The sequence below is a fragment of the Paraburkholderia sp. GAS448 genome (genome assembly GCF_050435685.1).
GTDB lineage: Bacteria > Pseudomonadota > Gammaproteobacteria > Burkholderiales > Burkholderiaceae > Paraburkholderia.
Genome location: NZ_JBNDKT010000020.1, coordinates 85735 through 104998, shown reverse-complemented (window position 1 = coordinate 104998; position 19264 = coordinate 85735). Strand labels below are relative to the sequence as shown.

The 19264-nt window shown below is 59.6% G+C and carries 18 protein-coding genes and 1 pseudogene; 8 read left to right on the top strand and 11 right to left on the bottom strand.

Annotation, left to right across the window (positions count from 1 at the left end; all coding sequences use genetic code 11):
• Positions 1 to 154 precede the first annotated feature (154 nt).
• Both P3T23_RS29860 and P3T23_RS29855 read right to left on the bottom strand, forming a co-directional pair.
• Positions 155 to 625, bottom strand: coding sequence for a ribonuclease (locus P3T23_RS29860; protein WP_429319690.1), 471 nt, complete (start codon positions 623 to 625; stop codon positions 155 to 157).
• Positions 626 to 1034: 409 nt separating this feature from the next.
• A complete protein-coding gene (locus P3T23_RS29855) occupies positions 1035 to 2162 on the bottom strand; it encodes an aminotransferase class V-fold PLP-dependent enzyme (protein WP_429319689.1) in 1128 nt (375 codons plus the stop codon).
• 423 nt (positions 2163 to 2585) lie between these two features.
• Here P3T23_RS29855 and P3T23_RS29850 point away from each other — a divergent pair, with 423 nt between their 5' ends.
• Both P3T23_RS29850 and P3T23_RS29845 read left to right on the top strand, forming a co-directional pair.
• The gene (locus P3T23_RS29850) at positions 2586 to 3026 is read left to right on the top strand and encodes a DUF1772 domain-containing protein (RefSeq protein WP_429319688.1); all 441 of its coding nucleotides are present in this window, start codon (positions 2586 to 2588) and stop codon (positions 3024 to 3026) included.
• A gap of 51 nt (positions 3027 to 3077) precedes the next feature.
• Complete coding sequence (locus P3T23_RS29845; protein ID WP_429319687.1) at positions 3078 to 3458, top strand: RidA family protein; 381 nt, start codon at positions 3078 to 3080, stop codon at positions 3456 to 3458.
• A 413-nt stretch (positions 3459 to 3871) separates the two neighbouring features.
• Here P3T23_RS29845 and P3T23_RS29840 read toward each other — a convergent pair whose 3' ends face one another.
• The 5 genes from P3T23_RS29840 to P3T23_RS29820 all read right to left on the bottom strand — a co-directional run bounded on the left by P3T23_RS29840 (position 3872) and on the right by P3T23_RS29820 (position 8340).
• A complete protein-coding gene (locus P3T23_RS29840) occupies positions 3872 to 4183 on the bottom strand; it encodes a hypothetical protein (RefSeq protein ID WP_429319686.1) in 312 nt (103 codons plus the stop codon).
• Positions 4184 to 4398: 215 nt separating this feature from the next.
• Positions 4399 to 5535, bottom strand: coding sequence for an MFS transporter (locus P3T23_RS29835; protein WP_429319685.1), 1137 nt, complete (start codon positions 5533 to 5535; stop codon positions 4399 to 4401).
• Between the two features lie 41 nt (positions 5536 to 5576).
• Complete coding sequence (locus P3T23_RS29830; RefSeq protein WP_429319684.1) at positions 5577 to 6356, bottom strand: DeoR/GlpR family DNA-binding transcription regulator; 780 nt, start codon at positions 6354 to 6356, stop codon at positions 5577 to 5579.
• Positions 6357 to 6976: 620 nt separating this feature from the next.
• On the bottom strand, positions 6977 to 7711 hold the full coding sequence (locus tag P3T23_RS29825; RefSeq protein ID WP_429319683.1) for an SDR family NAD(P)-dependent oxidoreductase: 735 nt from the start codon (positions 7709 to 7711) through the stop codon (positions 6977 to 6979).
• A gap of 497 nt (positions 7712 to 8208) precedes the next feature.
• A complete protein-coding gene (locus P3T23_RS29820) occupies positions 8209 to 8340 on the bottom strand; it encodes a hypothetical protein (protein WP_429319682.1) in 132 nt (43 codons plus the stop codon).
• 150 nt (positions 8341 to 8490) lie between these two features.
• On the opposite strand from P3T23_RS29820, the gene P3T23_RS29815 reads away from it, so the two are divergent.
• The 3 genes from P3T23_RS29815 to P3T23_RS29805 all read left to right on the top strand — a co-directional run bounded on the left by P3T23_RS29815 (position 8491) and on the right by P3T23_RS29805 (position 11990).
• Entirely contained in the window at positions 8491 to 9084 is a 594-nt protein-coding gene (locus tag P3T23_RS29815; protein ID WP_429319681.1) for a VOC family protein, read from the top strand.
• Positions 9085 to 9333: 249 nt separating this feature from the next.
• Positions 9334 to 10206 (top strand): crotonase/enoyl-CoA hydratase family protein, encoded by an 873-nt coding sequence (locus P3T23_RS29810; RefSeq protein WP_429319680.1) that lies wholly within the window; start codon positions 9334 to 9336, stop codon positions 10204 to 10206.
• Positions 10207 to 10856: 650 nt separating this feature from the next.
• Entirely contained in the window at positions 10857 to 11990 is a 1134-nt protein-coding gene (locus tag P3T23_RS29805; RefSeq protein ID WP_429319679.1) for a serine hydrolase domain-containing protein, read from the top strand.
• Positions 11991 to 12724: 734 nt separating this feature from the next.
• Here the strand turns inward: P3T23_RS29805 and P3T23_RS29800 are convergent.
• The 3 genes from P3T23_RS29800 to P3T23_RS29790 are packed head-to-tail and all read right to left on the bottom strand — an operon-like array spanning position 12725 to position 15363.
• Positions 12725 to 13954, bottom strand: coding sequence for an acyl-CoA dehydrogenase family protein (locus P3T23_RS29800; RefSeq protein WP_429319678.1), 1230 nt, complete (start codon positions 13952 to 13954; stop codon positions 12725 to 12727).
• 18 nt (positions 13955 to 13972) lie between these two features.
• Positions 13973 to 14254: an SDR family oxidoreductase gene (locus tag P3T23_RS29795; RefSeq protein ID WP_429319677.1), complete on the bottom strand. Its 282-nt coding sequence runs from the start codon at positions 14252 to 14254 to the stop codon at positions 13973 to 13975.
• Positions 14251 to 15363 carry a phosphotransferase family protein gene (locus P3T23_RS29790; protein ID WP_429319676.1) on the bottom strand — a complete coding sequence of 371 codons (1113 nt, stop codon included), beginning with the start codon at positions 15361 to 15363 and terminating at the stop codon, positions 14251 to 14253. Before P3T23_RS29790 ends, P3T23_RS29795 begins: the two co-directional genes overlap by 4 nt.
• 912 nt (positions 15364 to 16275) lie before the next feature.
• Between P3T23_RS29790 and P3T23_RS29785 the strand changes: the two genes are divergently transcribed.
• The 3 genes from P3T23_RS29785 to P3T23_RS29775 all read left to right on the top strand — a co-directional run bounded on the left by P3T23_RS29785 (position 16276) and on the right by P3T23_RS29775 (position 18128).
• Positions 16276 to 16890, top strand: a complete 615-nt coding sequence (locus P3T23_RS29785) for a VOC family protein (protein WP_429319675.1) — start codon at positions 16276 to 16278, stop codon at positions 16888 to 16890.
• Between the two features lie 42 nt (positions 16891 to 16932).
• Positions 16933 to 17073, top strand: a complete 141-nt coding sequence (locus tag P3T23_RS29780; protein ID WP_429319674.1) for a hypothetical protein — start codon at positions 16933 to 16935, stop codon at positions 17071 to 17073.
• A gap of 473 nt (positions 17074 to 17546) precedes the next feature.
• Positions 17547 to 18128 (top strand): TetR/AcrR family transcriptional regulator, encoded by a 582-nt coding sequence (locus P3T23_RS29775; protein ID WP_429319673.1) that lies wholly within the window; start codon positions 17547 to 17549, stop codon positions 18126 to 18128.
• 103 nt (positions 18129 to 18231) lie between these two features.
• Here the strand turns inward: P3T23_RS29775 and P3T23_RS29770 are convergent.
• A pseudogene (locus P3T23_RS29770) lies at positions 18232 to 18689 on the bottom strand (AMP-binding enzyme); the annotation flags it as partial.
• Positions 18690 to 19264: the final 575 nt, after the last annotated feature.

The following is a 19264-nucleotide window of genomic DNA, read 5'->3' as shown; positions in this document are numbered from 1 at the left end:
CTCTCGGTGTCGAGATCGACGGCGTTATACCTTGGAAGCAGTGGCGCGGTCTCGTAACGAACGACCGTAGTCGGTCGGCGACGGCCGATTGCATCTGGCGGCGGCCGACCAGCTTCTGCCGGGAGGCCGACACATATTGCAGTTAATCCCGTCTTTATTCGGCAATGCGCTTAAAACTGGCGTAGTAATCGTCGGTGTAATAGCAGTCGCCGGTCTGCCTGCGCGGTCCGCCACATACGATCCGGCGCTGCCCGCGATCCGTCGAGCCAGGCGTGCGAACCGTGTATGTGTGGTAGTAGCCGCGCGGATGCTTCGGCAGCAAAAGCGCACTGTTACGGAACAGGACGCCGTCGTCGCCAAAAGGGAAGGGGCCGCCCGCTTTGATCAGCCGCAGTGTTTCGGCTGCTTCCCCCGGCAACTGTGTCCTGGTGACGACGCCCAGTGCGCCCGTCTGTTGCGCGCCTGATGCAGCGGGCGTTTCGCTCGCGCCCTGCGCTGGCTGAACCGGCGCCTGGCTCGCGGATGCGCCCGATGCCTCAGTCGCGTTTTGCGATCCCTCCTTACCGCATGCGCCGAGGATCGCGCTCAAGGTGACGACGCAGCAGAATGCCCACGCTCTCTTCACGAAACGGTTCTCCCCTCGTTGACCAGAATTCGACGACCAGGATCGATGTAAAGGTATCGCTAATGGCAGAGCGAATCAATGTTCGGCCAGAAATAGACACTTTTTCCACGACAACCAGGCCGATGTACCGTTTTCGGCGATCCGCACCAAGAGGACCGACTCGCCGTGAAGGGTCGGATCTCGCCATTTCGCGCACCGGTTTGAACATCGGTCCGCGACATTGAGCAAAAGCTACCGTTTAAGGGATGAGGGTGGTCACAAAGATAAGGACTTGCGTTGCGTGCCTTTCCAGCAACGATTCTGGTGCGAACGCGAGCCCTCCTTTTTATGAAATGAGTTCTATAAGTCGCCCCGCCGATGCGGTTGCAATCCAGGGGCGAGCCGTCCGCGCATGCTCCGGAAAGGCAATCTAAAGAATGCTGTCCAACGCCTTGGTGAGCCTGGCGACCGCGCCTTCGACGTCATGCAGTTTGTCCAGGCCGAATAATCCGACGCGGAAGGTCTTGAAATCTTCAGGCTCGTCGCATTGCAGGGGAACGCCGGGCGCGATCTGCAAGCCTGCATCGGCGAATTTCTTGCCGGATCGTATGCCATCATCGTCCGTGTAGCTGACCACGACGCCCGGTGCCTGAAAACCTTCGGCCGCCACGCTTTTGAAACCTTTGCCAGCCAGGAGTGAGCGAATGCGCTCGCCGAGTTCAAGCTGCTCCGTTCTCACCTTGTCAAAGCCGTATGCCTCAGTTTCCTTCATCACGTCGCGCAGCGTCGCGAGACTGTCCGTGGGCATCGTGGCGTGGTACGCGAAGCCGCCGTTCTCGTAGGCTTCCATGATCTGCAGCCATTTGCGAAGATCGCAAGCGAAGCTGGTGCTGGTCGTTGCATCGATTCTTTCGCGGGCGAGAGGGCTGAGCATGACCAGCGCGCAGCAGGGTGACGCGCTCCATCCCTTTTGCGGGGCGCTGATCAGGACGTCGACGCCGTTGGCCTGCATGTCGACCCAGATCGTACCGGAAGCGATGCAATCCAGTACAAACATGCCGCCGACGGCATGCACCGCGTCGGACACTGCGCGCAACCAGGCATCGGGCAGCATCATCCCGGATGCGGTTTCGACATGCGGCGCAAAGACCAGATCCGGCTTGTTTTCCCTGATCGCAGCGACCACTTCTTCGATCGGGGCCGGTGCATATGCGGCCTGCCTTCCTTGTTCGACCGGACGCGCCTTCAACACCATCGATTCGGACGGAATATCGCCCATGTCGAAAATCTGCGACCAGCGGAAACTGAACCAGCCATTGCGGATGACCAGACACTTCTTGTTCGTCGCGAACTGCCGGGCGACGGCTTCCATGCCGAAAGTCCCACTGCCCGGGACGACAACGGCCGACTTCGCGTTGTAGACTTTTTTCAGGGTGTCGGAAATATCGCGCATGACTCGTTGAAAGAGCTGCGACATATGATTGATCGATCGGTCGGTGTAAACCACTGAATATTCAAGGAGTCCCTCGCGGTCGACATGGGGAAGTAAACCCGGCACGCTCGCCTCCGGTAAAAGATGAACAATAGAATCAGGCCAGCAGTATTTATGATTTGATACCGCGGCAACAATGAAAATATGCTTTTTGTCTCGGTGAAAACTGATTCTAACGAAAGCCGCCTGCAGCTTGGGGCCAATTTTTGATTATTACCTGGCGCACGCATGAGGTTGAGCGGCCGCCGAACGAAGCAGAGCGCCGGCGGCAAACGAGAGCGAGATATCGACACGACGCTACCCGCTGGAGCGTCTGGCTCTCTCGACGTAACGGACCTTTCAGGGTGTCCACGGTCCGTGGGTAAGATCAGACATGCGACCTTCGCGAAGGAAAGCGGGCGACCAGACGCAGCCAATCGGCGAAAGGGCATAATGTCCATGCACGTATCAATCACAATGTTCATCGGGCGTCGCCGCGCGGAGGCTTGCATGCTGGTGGTTGCGCAATTTATCGCCACGCTGGCGTGTACTGTCTTTGCAGGCGCGGCGATCTACATCAGCCTCGTCGAGCACCCGGCGCGGATGCAATGTGACACCAGGACGGCTGCAACCGTCTGGGTGCCAGCGTACCAACGCGCGACGCTAATGCAGGCGCCGTTGGCCGTTGTAAGCTGCATTGCCGCTATTGTGGTGTGGCGGCTCGGCGGAAGCGCAAGCTGGCTAGCCGGCGCTTTGTTCATAGGCAGCGTCGTCCCGTTCACCTTGATTATCATCAGGCCCACTAACGCGCAGCTATTGATGCAAGGACGCGATCTCGCGTCGGCTGAAACGCGTGCGTTGCTCGAGACGTGGGGCAGACTTCATGGAGTTCGCAGCGTCTTGAGCCTTGCCGCGTCAATGGTCTTTCTGACGAACGTGCTGTGGGTCTGATGCCAACGCTGCCACGGCTCATGAACACCCGGACTCATGAAGGAGACGAGCATGCCCAGAGAGATCATCCGAACTGATCAGGCGCCCCAGACGCCGCCGAGCTACAGCCAGGCGGTGAGGGCGGCCGGTCTGGTCTTTGTCGCAGGCCAGGGTCCTTTCGATCCCGCCACCGGAGACGTCCCCGGTGAGACCATTCAGGAACAGACCCGTCAATGCCTGCGCAACGTGTCAGCGATTCTTGCTGCGGCAGGCAGTTCGCTGGAAAAGGTCGTCAGCGCCACCTTCATTCTCGCGGAGGAGGCAGACTTCGCGGGAATGAACGAAGAATGGGTAAGGTGGTTTCCCGTTGAGCCCCCTGCGCGACAAGGTGCGAAGCTACCGATCCGACCTAAGGGAATGAAGGTGTCGATCGCAGTTATCGCAGAGGCATGACCCTCCATTGATTTGAAACGTCGAAAGTTTCGGGCAGGTCAAGGTTTGACCTCCGCGACAGGCCGGGGTCGGCCCATGAAGGGACACTCGATTATGCGACCTACATTGTCCACAATCGACCTTCATTTCGCTGGCATACGGCGCTCGTGTCCCGGTTTGCGACGGACTTCTGGCGCTCGAAATTAAGACGCGCCGGTCCTATCAGAGCTGGTCGCCGGAAGTGGTGTGCCTCAAGATCGGTAGATAGAACTCGACCTCGAAACATCGCGAGGATCCGCTTCTATTCGATGTTAAGCGGCTTACGTTTCCCTCCGTGGGTCGTGAGCGGGCGACCCTGGATGCGTTGAACGCGGCATGCCGGAATGGGGCGATCGCCGCGCTCATCGTTGACCCTCTGATTCTCGGAGCGGGCACTATGCCGGTCTATCTAACGCCGCAAGGACGATATTGCGCGCGTGGAGCAGGACGGATTTTTGCTCGTCGGGGGAAACCTCTACGAACCCGAGTCCTCGGAGCAGAAAAATACCCTCAACAGCCAGCAGTGCGTGACGGACTTCAGCAACCTCGCCATATTCCGATCGAAGCGGATCGAGCAGAGCGCGGTAATGGCGTCGCACCGGCTCCAGCATGTCAGGGGCGTGCACCAAGGCGGTTACGAGAAAAGCCGCCTTTTGGGTCGTGGCGTCGTCCTCGTCCAGTGCTTCCTCGATATACGCGAGGACCAATTCGACCGGCCCAGTCGGTCCACTGCCCAGTCGCCGACGTACTGCCTTCTGAAAACGGGCTACTTCTCGTTCTAGCGCCGCGTGTACCAATTCATCCCTGCAAGCCTAAACAGCAGGCGACATTCATTTGGATATTGAAGCGGACCATCCAGTGTCGCCTTCCCCTTGCGAAAAGGACCATAACGCAAATCGAAATCGGTTCTCGACCAGCATTCTTATGACCGGGAAGTTGTCACCATGCGAGCGCAACAAGGAACGAGACAGAGCAGCGCAGCCAATACCCAGAATGCACCGGGTAATCCGACTCGATTGGCGACGAAGCCAACACCCGCCGGACCCACGAGACTTCCGGCATAGCCGGTAATCGTGACCGCCGCCACCGCGAGTGCGGACGGCATCGCTCGTTGCGCGCCTGCTTTGCGGAACAACACAGGTACGACATTGGATGCACCGAGGCCGACCAGCAGGAAGCCGGACAACGCGACCACGGAAACCGGCGTAGTCAACAGGATGACGAAACCCGCCGTCGCGAGAACGCCGCCCCAGAACATCACAGTGCGATCGCCTAGACGCGCCGTTATCGCGTCGCCACTCAAGCGGCCTGCGGTCATCGCTATAGAGAACAGCATATAGCCCACTCCGCCGCGAGCGGCAGCCACTAGCCCTTTTCCGGTAATGAGCAAGGCGCTCCAATCGAGCAGCGCGCCTTCGACCAGAAACGTGATGGCGGTGAGCGCTGCCAGCAACAGGACCACACCGCGCGGCATGACGAACAGAGGGGCGTCATTTTCCTGGGCGGTGTCGAGCAGCCGCGGTCGCGCAGACGTGATTGCGGCAAACATCAGGAAGGCACAGAGCACTGTGCTCGCGAGCGTTCCGATGTGCATTGAAAGTAGAAAAGTCATCAACGTCGAGCCGATAAATCCACCAACACTGAATAACGCGTGAAACCCCGACATCAAATGGCGCGCTTCCATGCGTTCGACTTCGATCGCGTGGATATTCATTGCGACGTCGAGTGAGCCAAGAGACGCACCGAACGCAAGCAGGGCGACAGCTAGCGTAAGCGGTGTACTGACCACGGTCAGTAACGGCAGGATGACCGCCAGTCCGATCCCTCCAATTGCGATGACGGGTTTGCTCCCATATCGTGCGCTGATCGCACCCGTGAATAGCATGGAAATCACCGAGCCGAGGCCGATGCAAAGCAGCAGCATGCCGAGCACGCCGTCATTGGCGCCAAGCCGATGCTTGGCGAATGGCACGAGCGGTGCCCAGCAGGCGACGCCGAATCCGGCCACGAGGAATGCAAGACGGGTGGCAAGCCTGGCTGCCGGCTGATCTGAAGTCATTTCACTCAATATTCTCGGTTGCAGGGTGATTTGCCGCCCGCCTACAGGTCGGCAGGCTTGGCCACCAGCACCTTCGGACCAGCCTTAGACAGGGATGCATGCTCCGCGCGCGGCAGATCGTGTTCGACGACAACGCATTTGATCATTCCGATGGCTGCGACGCGATGAGCTGCCCGGGTGGTGAACTTGTCAGTAGTCACCAGAACCGCGCTGCGCGCGCTAGCAGCAAGGACCGCGCGTTTGAAGGTAGCGTCGGCGAGACTGAAGGCGCTGATACCGCCTTTTGAAGATATGGCGCACGAACCAATGAAGCATCGGTCGATATTCATTTGCAAGACGCTCTGCACAGCACTGGCATCGACGCATCCGCCGACTGCCGGATCGACCGCTCCACCAATCATGATGAGTTGCAGATCAGAGCGGCGAAGCACGGAGGCGGCAATGTCGATGGAATTGGTGGCCACGATGAGTTCACTGTCTTCGGGCAGTACTTCAACGAGGGCGAGATTGGTGCTGCCGCTGTCCAGGAACAGGAGTTCGCCGGGCTGGATCAGCGCCACAGCTGCGCGAGCCAATGCCGCTTTCCTTTCACGCGCCTCATCCATCCGGGCCGCCATGGGAGCGGACGTGGGCGTGATGGGTAATGCGCCTCCGTAGACCCTGCGGCACAGTCCGTCGGCGGCGAGCGCGCGGAGATCGCGGCGGATCGCGTCTTCCGAAATATTGAATTCGACGGCGAGCGTAGCCGCTACAACCGGCTGGCCGTGGGCGAGCCGATGTGCGATCTCGTCGCGTCGTGCGAGGGGAATATTGTCGTTCATGGGCGCATCTTACCGTGCACAATCAAGAATGTAAACGTGCACAATCATGCACTAGTGGGCGACGAGAATTTCATTCGCCCGTGGCACGGTGGGCCCGCCAACCATGTCGGGCACGGCCCGCAGTGCCTGCCGGATGGGAGCCAGTCGACATATCGTTCGGCGGACTCGATCAACGGGAATACGGGGCGCTCCATGCACGTGTCGAGAGGGCAAAGCAGGCTGCACAGCGGCGATTCGAGACTGGTCCGACAGTTGTCATCCTTCCAGAGGAGCTGGTCGGCTTATGGCGACCTGCGATGCGGTACAGGTGACAGGACTATCTGCAGCGCCTGGCAGCGTCGAACAGGACGCTGATTCCTGGTGTTGATCTGGTGGAAACAGGTTCGCTTCCGGGCGGGTCGGTCGGTCGCGAACCCTTCCTGCGCTACACCGATAGTGCAGTGGTCGTCGGAACCGGTGATGGGCGCTTCGACAGCCGTCAACCCGTACCAGCGGGACTGTGGCGCCCGTGGGCCGACGGCGGCGCGTGCGGTCAGCACCGCCTCAACCCTCGCCTGGCAAGGCGGTCCTCAGTGGAGGTTTGCCACAGGTCTGCCAAAGTAGTTGAACCGCCCAGGACCTCATACCGTGACCCCTCCGTCGACCACGAGCATGTGCCCGTGAACATAGGAGGCAAGCGGCGACGCGAGGAAGACCGCGGCACCGGCCATTTCGCTCGGCTCGCCCAATCGTCTGGCAGGGATGGCAGGGAGAATTTGGCCAAGCACCGCGGCGTCCCCGGTCACGTGACTCGCGAGCTTGGTGTGGACGAAGCCCGGCGCGATGCCGTTCACCCTTATTCCTTCCGCCGCCCAGGTGCTCGCGAGGTTTTTCACCAGGCTCGCCGCCGCGCCCTTGGACGCGCTGTAGGCGGGCTGTTCGGGGGCCGTACGTATGGCCGCGGCCGAACCTACGATGATGATCGATCCACAGGTCTCGCGAAGCGCGGACCGAAATGCATTACAGCAATGGATGAGGCTGTCGAGGTTGACGGCCATCACCTTGTTCCAGTTTTTGCGCTCGAACTCTGCGCCGCCAGGCACCAGGATTCCTTGGGCCAGGACAAGGACGTCCAGGCTGCCGTGCTCTGCTGCAGCCTTTACGATTGCGTCCGCATCGCTCACATCCACGCAGCTATACTGCAGGTCTGTGAGATTGGATCCCTCAACCCCCTCATAATCGCTGGCCCGCGCACGCGTGCCCCATACGGCGACATTGGCGCCGCGAAGGCAGAACCCCTGCGCGATGCCGTTGCCTATGCCGCTCGAGCCGCCCACAACCAAAATATTCTTTCCTGTGAAGTTGGTATCGCTCACGGTTCCTCCTTTTATCTCGCTCAGGACGCCAAACGACCGCGCGGAACGGCTTGCAGCCAGGCACGACTCTGTGAAGCCAGCAAGCTGCCCACGAGACCGGATTTGATGAATTCGGCATAGTGCTCAGGCGAGCACGGCCCTCCTTATCGGGTTGGCTATATTCTGCATCATGTCGTCGACATACCTAAGTGTCAACTAAGACGCCATAAAAGTATGTATGTTTGTTCGGTAATCTACAATCAGCGAGCGGGGACTCTGAAATCCGCATGTCATGGATCGGCGTCATCGAGCCGGGTCGGGGGTGATCGGCATAATGAGGTCACTCAGAATGGCCTCGAATCTCGACTTCGAAGGGTCTCAGGAACGCGGTCTTTTGCCCGATTTGGCAACCGCGTTTTCGACCGCTTTCGGTCATCGGTTTGGGCTTGCGGGAGCTCTGGATGCGATAGGCGCCATGACATAGATGGTCGAGGGTGGCAGCACCGGGAATGCGATTGTCAGGGAACGCGTCGCCCCTCGCTGAAGTCGAAATTCGATGTCAGGATCGACGCCGCACGTTCGTACGTGGCGGCAATCAGCCCCGGTGGGACAGATGCTGCGGCGGCTTGAGAGAGTTGAGACATCGTCATGGTCGATACCTTACGCGAAGTATGTCTGACAATGCACATACCCTATAAACATACTGATTGACAATTAAGTATGTTTGATGGAGGATGTCAATGACACGTCTAAACGCGGAGGGTCAGGAGATGATTGGACAAATATCGGAAAGGAAGAACATGAACTTCCCGGTAAAAGGGCTCAGCCACATTGCCCTTGTCGTCAAGGATATGCAGAGGACTGTGGATTTCTATCAAGGCATCCTCGGTTTTCCGCTGATCAAGACGACGGAGCTTCCTGGGCGGGCCGGGCAGCATTTCTTCTTCGATCTGGGCGATGGTCAGGGATCCTTGGCCATCTTCTTTTTCCCGACGGCTAAGGAGCACGCACCTGGCGTGACGGTCACGCGGCGGAATGTCGGAGGGTTTGATGAGGACGGCTTGCCTGATGTCTGTGTCACGGATATCGGCTCGATGAACCACATCTCCTTCAACGTCGAGCCCGATCGGATCCTGGAATGCAAGGCGAAGCTCGAAGCCGCGGGCATTCCTGTCTCCGAGGTCCTGGAGCATTACGACTTCGATGCCCGGGGGAACCCGATCAAGGAGTCGCTGTGGCTGAGTTCGATCTATTTCAAGGATCCGGACGGGATTCAGCTCGAGTTTGGGGCTTGGCACCGCCCCTTCAACGAGAATGACACCGCCCATGTGGCGGCTCGGGCCGACGAAGCCGAGTCCTGGATGGAGCGGATGCAGCAGCGCGAGCTTTCCTGAGATCGAGGCGTCACTTGCTAAGTAACGCGCGCGTAAGTCTGCTTGGGGCGGGGCTTTGGTCGCTAGCCGCTTTAGCATATCTGCCCCTTTCGGTGTTCCAGATCGCCTTGGGCGGGATCGCAAGATGCGACGGTTGGGAGAGTGCGACCCGTTCCGGCTCCACTCTATCGCGACCGTCTACCGCCGCATTCTTGCAGGCGCCGATATCAAAGGCAGCAGTAGCATGACAGACTGCGACCGGAGTGGTTGATGAGCGATTTCGAAACGCTGCTCTATTCGGTTGATGAGGGTATCGCGACCATCGCGCTTAATCGCTCCACCCAGCTGAACGCCCTTAACGCGGTGATGTCACGGGAGCTCATCGCCGCCTTCGATCGAACGGACAGCGACGACGAGGTGAGGGCGGTCATCGTGACTGGCGAAGGACGCGCCTTCTGTGCCGGTGCCGATCTCTCCGGTGGGAGAGATAGCTTCGATGGCGATAAGTTCGCAGCCCTCGCGCCGGAGAACGTGGTCGATGGCGTCTATCGCGACAGCGGCGGCAGGATCACCTTGCGCATCTTTGACAGCCTGAAGCCCGTAATTGCGGCAGTGAATGGACCGGCCGTCGGGTTCGGGGCGAGCCTGAACCTGGCTATGGACTTCCGTCTTGCCTCAGAGGAGGCTCGGTTCGGCTTTGTCTTCGCTCGGCGGGGCATCGTCATGGAGTCGTGTTCCTCCTGGTTTCTGCCAAGAGTGGTGGGCATGCAAACGGCGCTCGAATGGGGCTATTCGGGCCGCGTCTTTTCGGCACAGGAAGCGCACGAGCGTGGGCTTGTGCGTTCGGTCCACGCTCCGGACGACCTGTTGCCCGCGGCTCGTGCCCTGGCACATGAGGTGACGGCCAATTCTGCACCGGTTTCGGTTGCTTTGATGCGGCAGATGCTTTGGCGCATGGTTAGCGCCGACCATCCGATGGAGGCGCATCGGATCGAAAGCCGCGTGCTGATGGAGCTTGGCCGTTCCGCGGATCCCAGAGAGGGCGTCCAATCCTTCCTCGAAAAGCGGCCGGCGCGCTTTCCAGGCAAGATATCGACTGACATGCCCGCTGCTTTTCCTTGGTGGAGAGATCCAAAATTCTGACAGGAGAAGCGGACCATGTGTGGATGCCCCAGAGTATTGCAAGGGGATTCTCCTGACTTTCTTCGGTGCAGCGCTTCTATCGGTCGTGTGTCAGGCCTCTTGCTGTGGCTTGGTGACGCCACGGGCCGGTATGCAGTTCGAACGGTACGAGCCATTTTGTCGGCCAGCTCTACGGCGACCACTATCCGGGGTTTGCGGGTGACGTGACCCCCGGTTTTCATCCAGCGGGAACCAGAGACCGACGGCTGTTGTGATGCGCGAGCGCATACGAAGCACCGGCCTGGACGCGTCCTGGCCGGTGCTTTTCGATTTCGGAGGCAGGGCCGCCGGGGTGGCATAGCCGAGCGAGGAATGCGGCCGTTCGGTGTTGCAGTCGTCGGCTCAGGCCCGGTTCACGGCGCAGGCATGGAGCAGACTGTCCGATGTGAGGCGCGGCGCAGGCGCACAGAACGCTGTTGCTCATCAATATGGCATTAACATTCTGATATGATTTATCAAGTGACATCATAGTATGTTGGATCCAGAGTTGAGACGGCTACGATGGGACGAGTGTCCCGCAATTGACTAACTGGGGTTGCTGGCAAGCTGGAGCCTGGCAGCGACATAAGGTGTCCGCGTTTGTGGCCGCCCGCCAAGATGGAGTGCGTCAAATGACCATGAATCTTTTTGAAATAGAGGGGCGCTGCGCGCCCGAGTTCGAGAAGGTACGCGAAGCGTTCATCCGTAATTTTTCTGAGTTTGGCGAGGTGGGCGCCGACTGTGCGCTCTTCGTCGATGGTGAACTTGTCCTCGACTTATATGGTGGTGCCCGGAACATCGCTGGCGATCCCTGGATGCAGAATACGATCGTTAACGTCTGGTCCTCCACCAAGGGAATCGCAGCCGCAGCTTTTGCGATGTTGGTCGATCGTGGCCTCGCGTCGTACGAAGACCCGGTATCCCGCCACTGGCCGGAGTTCGGCCAGGCCGGGAAACAGGCGGTTACGATCGGTCAGCTGTTGTCGCATCAGGCTGGACTTTCCGGCTTCAGAACGCCAACCACGCTCGAAGAGCTTCTGTCCGGAGAGGCTGCCGCTAGCCGGCTCGCGGCACAGGTGCCCTTGTGGGAGCCCGGAGCCTTTGCTGGATATCACGCTCAGACAATCGGCGTGCTTGCGACTGCTTTGTTCAGAAGGATCGAAGGACGCTCTCTAAAGCAATTCGTGTCAGACGAGATCGCCAGGCCGTTCGGCCTTGACCTGCAGATCGGTCTCGCGCCGAGCGACAGGAATCGCGTTGCCGAGACGATAGAAAATGAAGGACTTGATCCGTCGATGATCGACCGCGATGACGAGATCCGCTTCACCGCGTTTGCAAATCCCTTGACGCCAAGCTGGCTCTCGAACGACCCGACCTGGCAGGCTGCAGACTTTCCAGCGGCGAACGGGTACACGAATTCGCGTGCGCTTGCCGGTTTTTACAATCTGATGCTCGGAACATCGGCCGATGGCAGGCGCCTTGTCGGTCAAGACGCCCTCGCGGAAGCGATAAAGTGTCGTTTTGAAGGAATAGATCGCTGCAAGGGTGACTTCCACCGGTGGAGCGCCGGGTTCTGGCTCAACCATAGCAACCTTTACGGTCGGCATCTTGCGACGTTCGGGCATAGCGGATGGGGTGGGTCATTCGGTTTCGGAGATCCCGTCGCCAAGGTGGCTTTCGCCTACACAATGAACAAAATGAGCAGTGAATTCGAGACCAACCCACGGCGTCGCGGCACCATCGACGCGCTCTACGCCTGTCTCTGATAGCGATCCGTTACGCACGTAATTCAGGGCGCGCCTTTCCCCCAGCGTCGAAACACTGGTCTTGAGCTACGTGGCACATGGAACGTATGCGAAAGCTGATCCAGCGCCTGCTTGCATTCGGCGAGCGCGGCGTGACCTTCCGCTGGAAGGCGCCGATCCCGCTACTGCCTCGCGTCCCGCCTTCGTCTGCCGCCACTGTGGCGCACCGATGATCATCATCGATATCGTTGAGCGCGGCGGCCTGATACGCGGACCACCTGTTCCCCGAATCGAAACGTGAGCATAACGATTTGAGCAGCATCGTCGCGTCTGGCACGGTGCTGGCTCAATGCGAGGAGGATCTCACCATCGTCGCGCTGGTGAATTGTGTCGCAAAGTTGCTCGATCCCGCGAGTCTCTCCGACCTTTTCAATATTGGGAAAAAACGAGCAAGTCGGCGCCAGGCTGTTCGTGCTTTACGTGGCTCCAGAAAATGGATATCTACACGCCACTTGTCCGCTCGACCATCCCCAGGATGCTTCTGAAAACAGCGGCGATTGGACGAGGCGAATGGGTCGGATTTCGGTTTCGTTTTCGTGCGGGACCCGCGCGCAGACGGATCGTCCGATGGTTCGCCAGCGAGGTCGAATGTCGAGACAGAGCGATTCCGTCTCGAAGGGCTGAAGTTTCGCGACTACCCTATTTGCTGTGGATAGGTTTTCTCATCACAGCAATTCCAGCGAAACGTGTGTAGTTCAGGCGTGCTCGCCCGGATCGGCGTACTCTGCGATCTTCAGCTTACCTAGTTGCGACAGGTGAACCTCATCCGGCCCATCGGTGATGCGCACATAGCGATTACGCAGAAAAAAGTCGGCGATCGGCGTGTCCTCGCTTAGGCCCATTGCGCCATGGGCCTGAATAGCCCGATCAGCAACATGCTGCGCCATTATCGGTGCGACGATCTTGATGGCGCCGATCAGATCTCTCGCGCCCTTGCTGCCATGACGATCGATCGCGTCTGCGGCCTTGAGTGTCAGTAGCCGGGCCTGCTCGATCTCGCAATAAGACCGCGCGACATCCTGCCTGATGCTGCCATGGTCGGAGAGCTTGCGGCCGAACGCCGTGCGTTGCGTCACACGGCGGGCCATGATCTCCAACGAGCGCTGCGCCTGGCCGATCGAGCGCATGCAGTGGTGGATGCGCCCGGGACCGAGGCGCCCTTGCGCGATCTCGAATCCCCGGCCCTCGCCGAGAATCAGATTAGCCTTGGGCACGCGAACGTTCTCGAACAGCAGCTCCGCCTCGCCCCAGGGCGTATTGCGCGATCCGAGCACCGAGATTGTTCGGACAACGGTCACGCCCGGCGTGTCGCGCGGGACGATGATGACCGAATGCTGCGCGTGCCGCGGCGCGTCCAGCCTGGTCTTTCCCATCACGAGCAACAGCTTGCAGTTGGGATGCTTGACCCCAGAGATCCACCATTTGCGCCCGCTAATGACATACTCGTCGCCGTCGGGAAGGATCGTCGTTTCAAGGTTGGTCGCGTCCGACGATGCGACACCCGGCTCTGTCATCACATAGGAGGAACGGATGGTGCCATCCATGAGTGGCCGAAGCCACTCGGCCTGCTGGTCCGGAGTGCCGTATTTGGCGAGCAGCTCGATATTGCCCGTGTCGGGGGCGCCGCAGTTGAAGACCTCGGATGACCAGGGCACGCGACCCATCCTCTCGGCGAGGGGTGCATATTCGAGATTGGTGAGCCCAGGACTGAAATCGCCATAATCGCGCGGAAGGAACAGGTTCCACAGGCCTTCCGCCTTGGCTTTTGCCTTCAGCGATTCGATGAGGGGGAAAGGCTTCCACAGATTGGCCGGGTCGTCCGACCAGGCGTGGTACGCCTTCTCATGCGGGTAGATATGCTCCGCCATAAAGCGCTCGAGCCGATCTATCCACTGTTTGGCGTTGGCGCTGTGTTCGAAATCCATTCCTGAACCTCCTTATCATTAGAGAAGGCGGCCGCCATCAACGATGATGGTCTGGCCGACCACGAAAGCAGCGAGTGGCGAGGCGAGAAAAAGAGCCACGCCCGCCATGTCGTCAGGCGTGCCGAGCCTGCCAATAGGGATGCGCGCCAGGGCCGCGTCCATCCGCCTGGGATTATCGACCGTCGCTTTCGTCAGCTTGGTATCGACGAAGCCTTGGGCGATTCCATTGCCAATCCCGCTGGACCGGCCGACGACCGGCACCCTCTTGCCAGTGAAATCCAGGCTGGCGTCGATCGTCAAAGCTGCGCCCCTTCGATCCATAGCTGCGCGCGCCGAAGCAATTCCACCGCTTTCGCGTGCAGTTGGTCGCCAGTAGACCGGTCAGCCCTCCCCGCAGAGGCACGCGCGTGGGTGCCTTCGAGCAGTATCGCCAGTTTGTAACAGGCGAAGACGACGTACCAGCGGATGTCGGACAGATAGCGCGTGCTCCGCGCGGCATAGCGCTCGACGAGCTCAACCGGCGGGGGGAAGTTCTCCCACACCGGCACAAGACGACCGGACTCCGGGGGCTGCTCGGCCCAACAGGTCGCGAGCAGCCAGCCGAGATCCACCAACGGGTCACCGATCGTAGCCAGCTCCCAGTCGACGATTGCGGCGAGTTCAGGCCCGTCCCTGCGGAACATTACGTTGGCAAGATGATAGTCGCCGTGAATGATGCCGGGCGTGAAGCTGGCGGGCATATGCCGGCTCAGCCAATCCGTGACGGCATCCAGGCCGATCAGCGATTCCGGCCCAGGCCAGCCGGCCAGTTCGCCATAGCTGGCGAGCTGGGACTGCCATCTCGCAATCTGCCGGTCGAGGTAATTGTCGGGCTTGCCGAAGTCGGACAAGCCCAAGGCCTGATAGTCGAGCGCACCCAGAGCGGCGATCCCGTCTACGAGCGCGAAACCCATCTTCCGACGCATATTCGCGGAGCCCGCATGGGGCGCGGGGAGCGCTTCGCGTGCATTGAATCCGTCGACATAGTCGATGAGATAGAAGAGCGCTCCCAACACCGCCTCATCATCGCAGGCCGTCACGAGGTGAGGATGAGGTACGGCCGTACCCGTTAGGGCACCAAGCAGCCGCGCTTCCCTGCGCATCGTGACGTTCGAATTACTTCGGAGGTGGAGCGGGGGCCGACGCAGCACAAAGTCGCGGGCGTCACGGCGAAATCGCAACATGATGTTCTGCGTGCCGCCGCTTATCAAGCGGACGTCCTCGATCGGCTCGGAGCCGAGTCCTTTCCCGTCCATCCAGCGTGCGAGACGGTCGAAATCGACTCCAGGCACCGACGGACCTGGTGATTGGGCATGGTCTGAGTGATCGCGATTCATGGCTGCCTGGCTGACTTTAGTGGCGCTTTCCATCAATTTCGTCTCGAGGCCAGAACGTGAACGACATAGAGGCACCGTATGCGGGCGTCGCTCCGTAGACTTGCGGCGGAACAGATTGTGCCCCGACCACTCGTTTGGGCGTGCCCTGATGCGCCATCGCCACGTCAGAGGATGCGAGCGAGCTTACGACAATTCGTGGAACCTCTTCTCTTCACCTTTTGTTGAGCCGGCTCGATAGCGCGCTCCCGACCAAAAGTTAACGATGCTTTCGCGGCCACTGCATGGACATGATTCACCAACAATCGACCGACCAGTCAGGTGATTGCAGACAGCATAGATTGGACATTCTAATGTGTCAATATCAGTATCGAACAGGTATGTACGTGGCCGCAGGCTTCGCCTTTCGGACGCGGCTGAACGTATGCGCAGTTTCGGCGCGGCAAGTACAAGTTGTGCGTGCCGCACCACTTGGCTGGGGGCATCGGCAATGGCATCCTTCGGGTCCAGCGGGGTCGCCGCGCGCCGGAGCGCGGCGTTACGGCGACAACGGCGTCGTAGTTGGCGATCTCAGTCGACATGCTCCTGGCGTCGACCCTTGCGCCGGCAGAGTGGGCATCATCCGTGGTGGTGGCATCTGCCGGTGCTAACACGTGATCGTCGATCGCGTAGGAAAACAAAATAAATTTCGAAATGGAAGGCTCCTTGCTGATTTCCCAGCAACTCCGGAAGAGGTTCATTTGTGGCTTGAAAGCCGCTGATCCGGTTCCAGTCGCGTCTCTGGCCTCACCGCCATCGATTAGCTATATTCCTGATCAGTTGACAAAGAATAGGTGTGGCGATAGTGTGTGGTTGTCCGGCGGGCATTTTTGTCTGTGTATGCCGTTCCGGAGGCCATTCTTCGGCGCAGCGGCAATACTGCGCCTATCGATTCGGAGACTTCGACAAGTGAACTACCTTCTTACCGAAAAGAAAAACCCGGTATTCGAGATCCAGGGCCTCAGTCATGTCGCCCTCGTTTCGGCAGACATGCAGCGTACCGTCGACTTTTATCAGGGCGTCCTGGGCTTCCCGCTGATCAAGACGACGGAGCTTCCTGGTGGTGGTGGTCAGCACTTCTTTTTCGATATGGGGGATGGAAAGAGCTCGCTTGCGTTCTTCTACTTCCCGAAAAAGCATGTGGCGGAACCTGGAGTCACCGTGCCGAAGAAGAATGTTGGGGATCCGTCCAGCGGGTTTGATCCGGACAACTACACCACGGCAATCGGATCGATGAACCACCTCGCGTTCCGTGTCGCACCCGAGAAGCTGCCGGAATACAAGGAAAAGCTGGAGAGCCTCGGCATTTGGGTCTCGCCGATCATGTATCACTTCGGCAAGGACGGGGCCAGCATTGGCGCTGCTCCTGATGAGCAGCCGTGGCTTACGTCGATTTACTTTCGCGATCCCGATGGTTTTCAACTGGAGTTCGGGGCCTGGTGGCGTCCGTTGACGGATAACGACATTAATCATAAGCCCGCAACGCGCGCGGATGCACCGGCTGCATTCGATCAGAGAGGCTGACGGCGATACCGCGCAACAGTGGTGTTTCCGAAAGGGCGCCTGATGGCGGTCGAGTCGGGTCACGGGGAGAAACAAGTCCTGAACGGCGTCAAAGGCAAGGTTGTCCTGATTGCCGGAACGGTCGGCGGGCAAGGAGTTGGCAAGGCGCGGCTCCTTGCGCAGGTCGGCGAAAAGGCATTTTGACCGGCATTCGCGAAAAAGGCCGGGAGATTGCTATCGTCTTTGAGGGGCGCAATATTCGTTCAGCACGACTTTTCTAACGGGTCGCGCTGAATGAGGGTGGAGATACACCGATGATCGATGCCAACCGGCCGGAAGCGCGCGAGCAACTCTCCCCAATGATTCCGATGCAGCGTCCCGGAACTCCCGAGTAGGTCGCGCGTACTGTCCTTTTCCCGGCATCGGACTCGGCAGGGGTGTGTCACGGGTGTAGAGTTGAAGGTCGAGGGTGGGATCCGAACCAGGGCGCTCCCAGGCACTATCCCGAGATACCGGGCGCGGTGGCGCGCGGAGCCGCGCCCCGCCGCTGCGGACATCCATCATCGGTTTTGGCTTTTCTGCGGGTTTGAATTACAACGTTTACCATGGGTACGTTTCCTGACATTCCTTTTGCGAAGAGGCCCGCCAAATCCCCTGGCCGAAAGCCGCCGACCCAGATGCTCGAGCACCTGCTCGACACGGCTTTCGAGGCTTTTGCTGCGCACGGTTACGAAGGGGCATCGATGCGGCAGATCGCCACTGATGCCGGAACAACGATCCAGCGCGTGGTCTACCACTTTCCTTCCAAGGAGGCGCTTTGGAAGGCGGTGATGAGCCGCATCGTCCAGCGGTTCGACGAACGTCATCGGCGAGTGCTCAATGAGTGCCGGCGTGAGCCCGCATCGGTTAAGCTTCACCGCTTGATTGTAGACATGGTCCACTTCCTGGCGGAATTTCCAGGCGTTCACCGGATCATGACTTTCGAGGCGGCCCACCCCAGTCCGCGGCTGACGTGGCTCTACGACAACCTCTTGATGTCCCGGATCGGGGAAACCGTTGACATCATCAAGGCGGCGCAGCGCGAACGCGCTATTCGGCAGATCGACCCGGTGCGTCTCTACTACGCCATACTCTCGATCGCCGCTGTACCGTTCACCATTGCGGCCGAGTTCAAACTGACAACTGGCCGTGATCCCTTCGATCTCGAAGAAGTAGAAAAGACAATCGACCTTATCCGCGCCCTGATCATCAAGGAATGAGGGGTCTGTCGTTGTCTGGGCCGGCTCTCTGATCTGGCGCGAGGCATCATCGGGTAACGTGGTCAGTCCGGTGAACGTCGAGGGTGCGCCGGATGGTCTCGCCTGCATCAGTGGCAGCGCCCGGATGGAGCACGACGACGGCCTTCACTGCCTCGCCCCATTTCTCGTCGGGCACCCCGATTACCGCGACGTCGGCTACCGCAGGATGATCGTGGATCACATTCTCCACTTCGGCCGGATAGATGTTTTCGGCACCGGAAATGATCATGTCCTTGATGCGATCGCTGATGTAAAGATAGCCGTCCTCGTCCGTATAGCCGGCGTCGCCTGTTCGCAGCCATCCCTCGGGGTCGAGCGCGCGAACCGTGGCGTCGGGCATACCCCAATAACCCACCATGTTGGCGCTCGGAGCGCGTCATGATCGCCAACCGCACCGGGAGGAAGAGTCCGGCCCTGTTCGTCGACGACTTTGATTTCCTCACCGGGCATCGGAATGCCCGCCTCGCGCATACGCTGATTTCCCGACCGGTCATGATCCTCCGGCGGAAGTGCCAGACGTGTAAAGCTGCAGCACCACGTGTTCTTCGCTGGGCCGGAATTCAACGTCCTGGGAGCTGCTCTGGCTCCGCCAGGCTTCGAAGAGCACGGCCGAGAGGCCGCCTGGCTCAAGAGCGACCACCTCCACAGGATGCCTGACCAGTTGCAAGGCTTCGCGCACCTGGACTTCGACCTCCGGCGAGTTCCCGGCCCGCGACGCGAGGCCTGCTGGCTATCATGTGCGCTCCTGTCTTCAATTCTAGTCGCAGGTTTGTCAGTCCGGCGTTCGCATGATACGAGAACGAAAATACATTTGACAACAGCGTATCTAATGGAAATATAATGGTTCCAACCGCAAACGGTGTGTTCAGGAAAGGGATGGAATGATGGCTAGGGGTTCGATCTCCGCCGTGAAAGTGTTGGGAATCGCCGGCATCGGTCCAGGACCCTTCGCCGCGATGACATCTGAACGGCGTGATCAAACCCGCACCAGCGCCACGCTGTCCGTCATCCTCTGCGGTCCCAGACATGCCAGGGACGGGGTGCGCGAACCATTGGGTTAGTGGTGTGCATCAACGCAATGGATTGAGGAGCGCTTC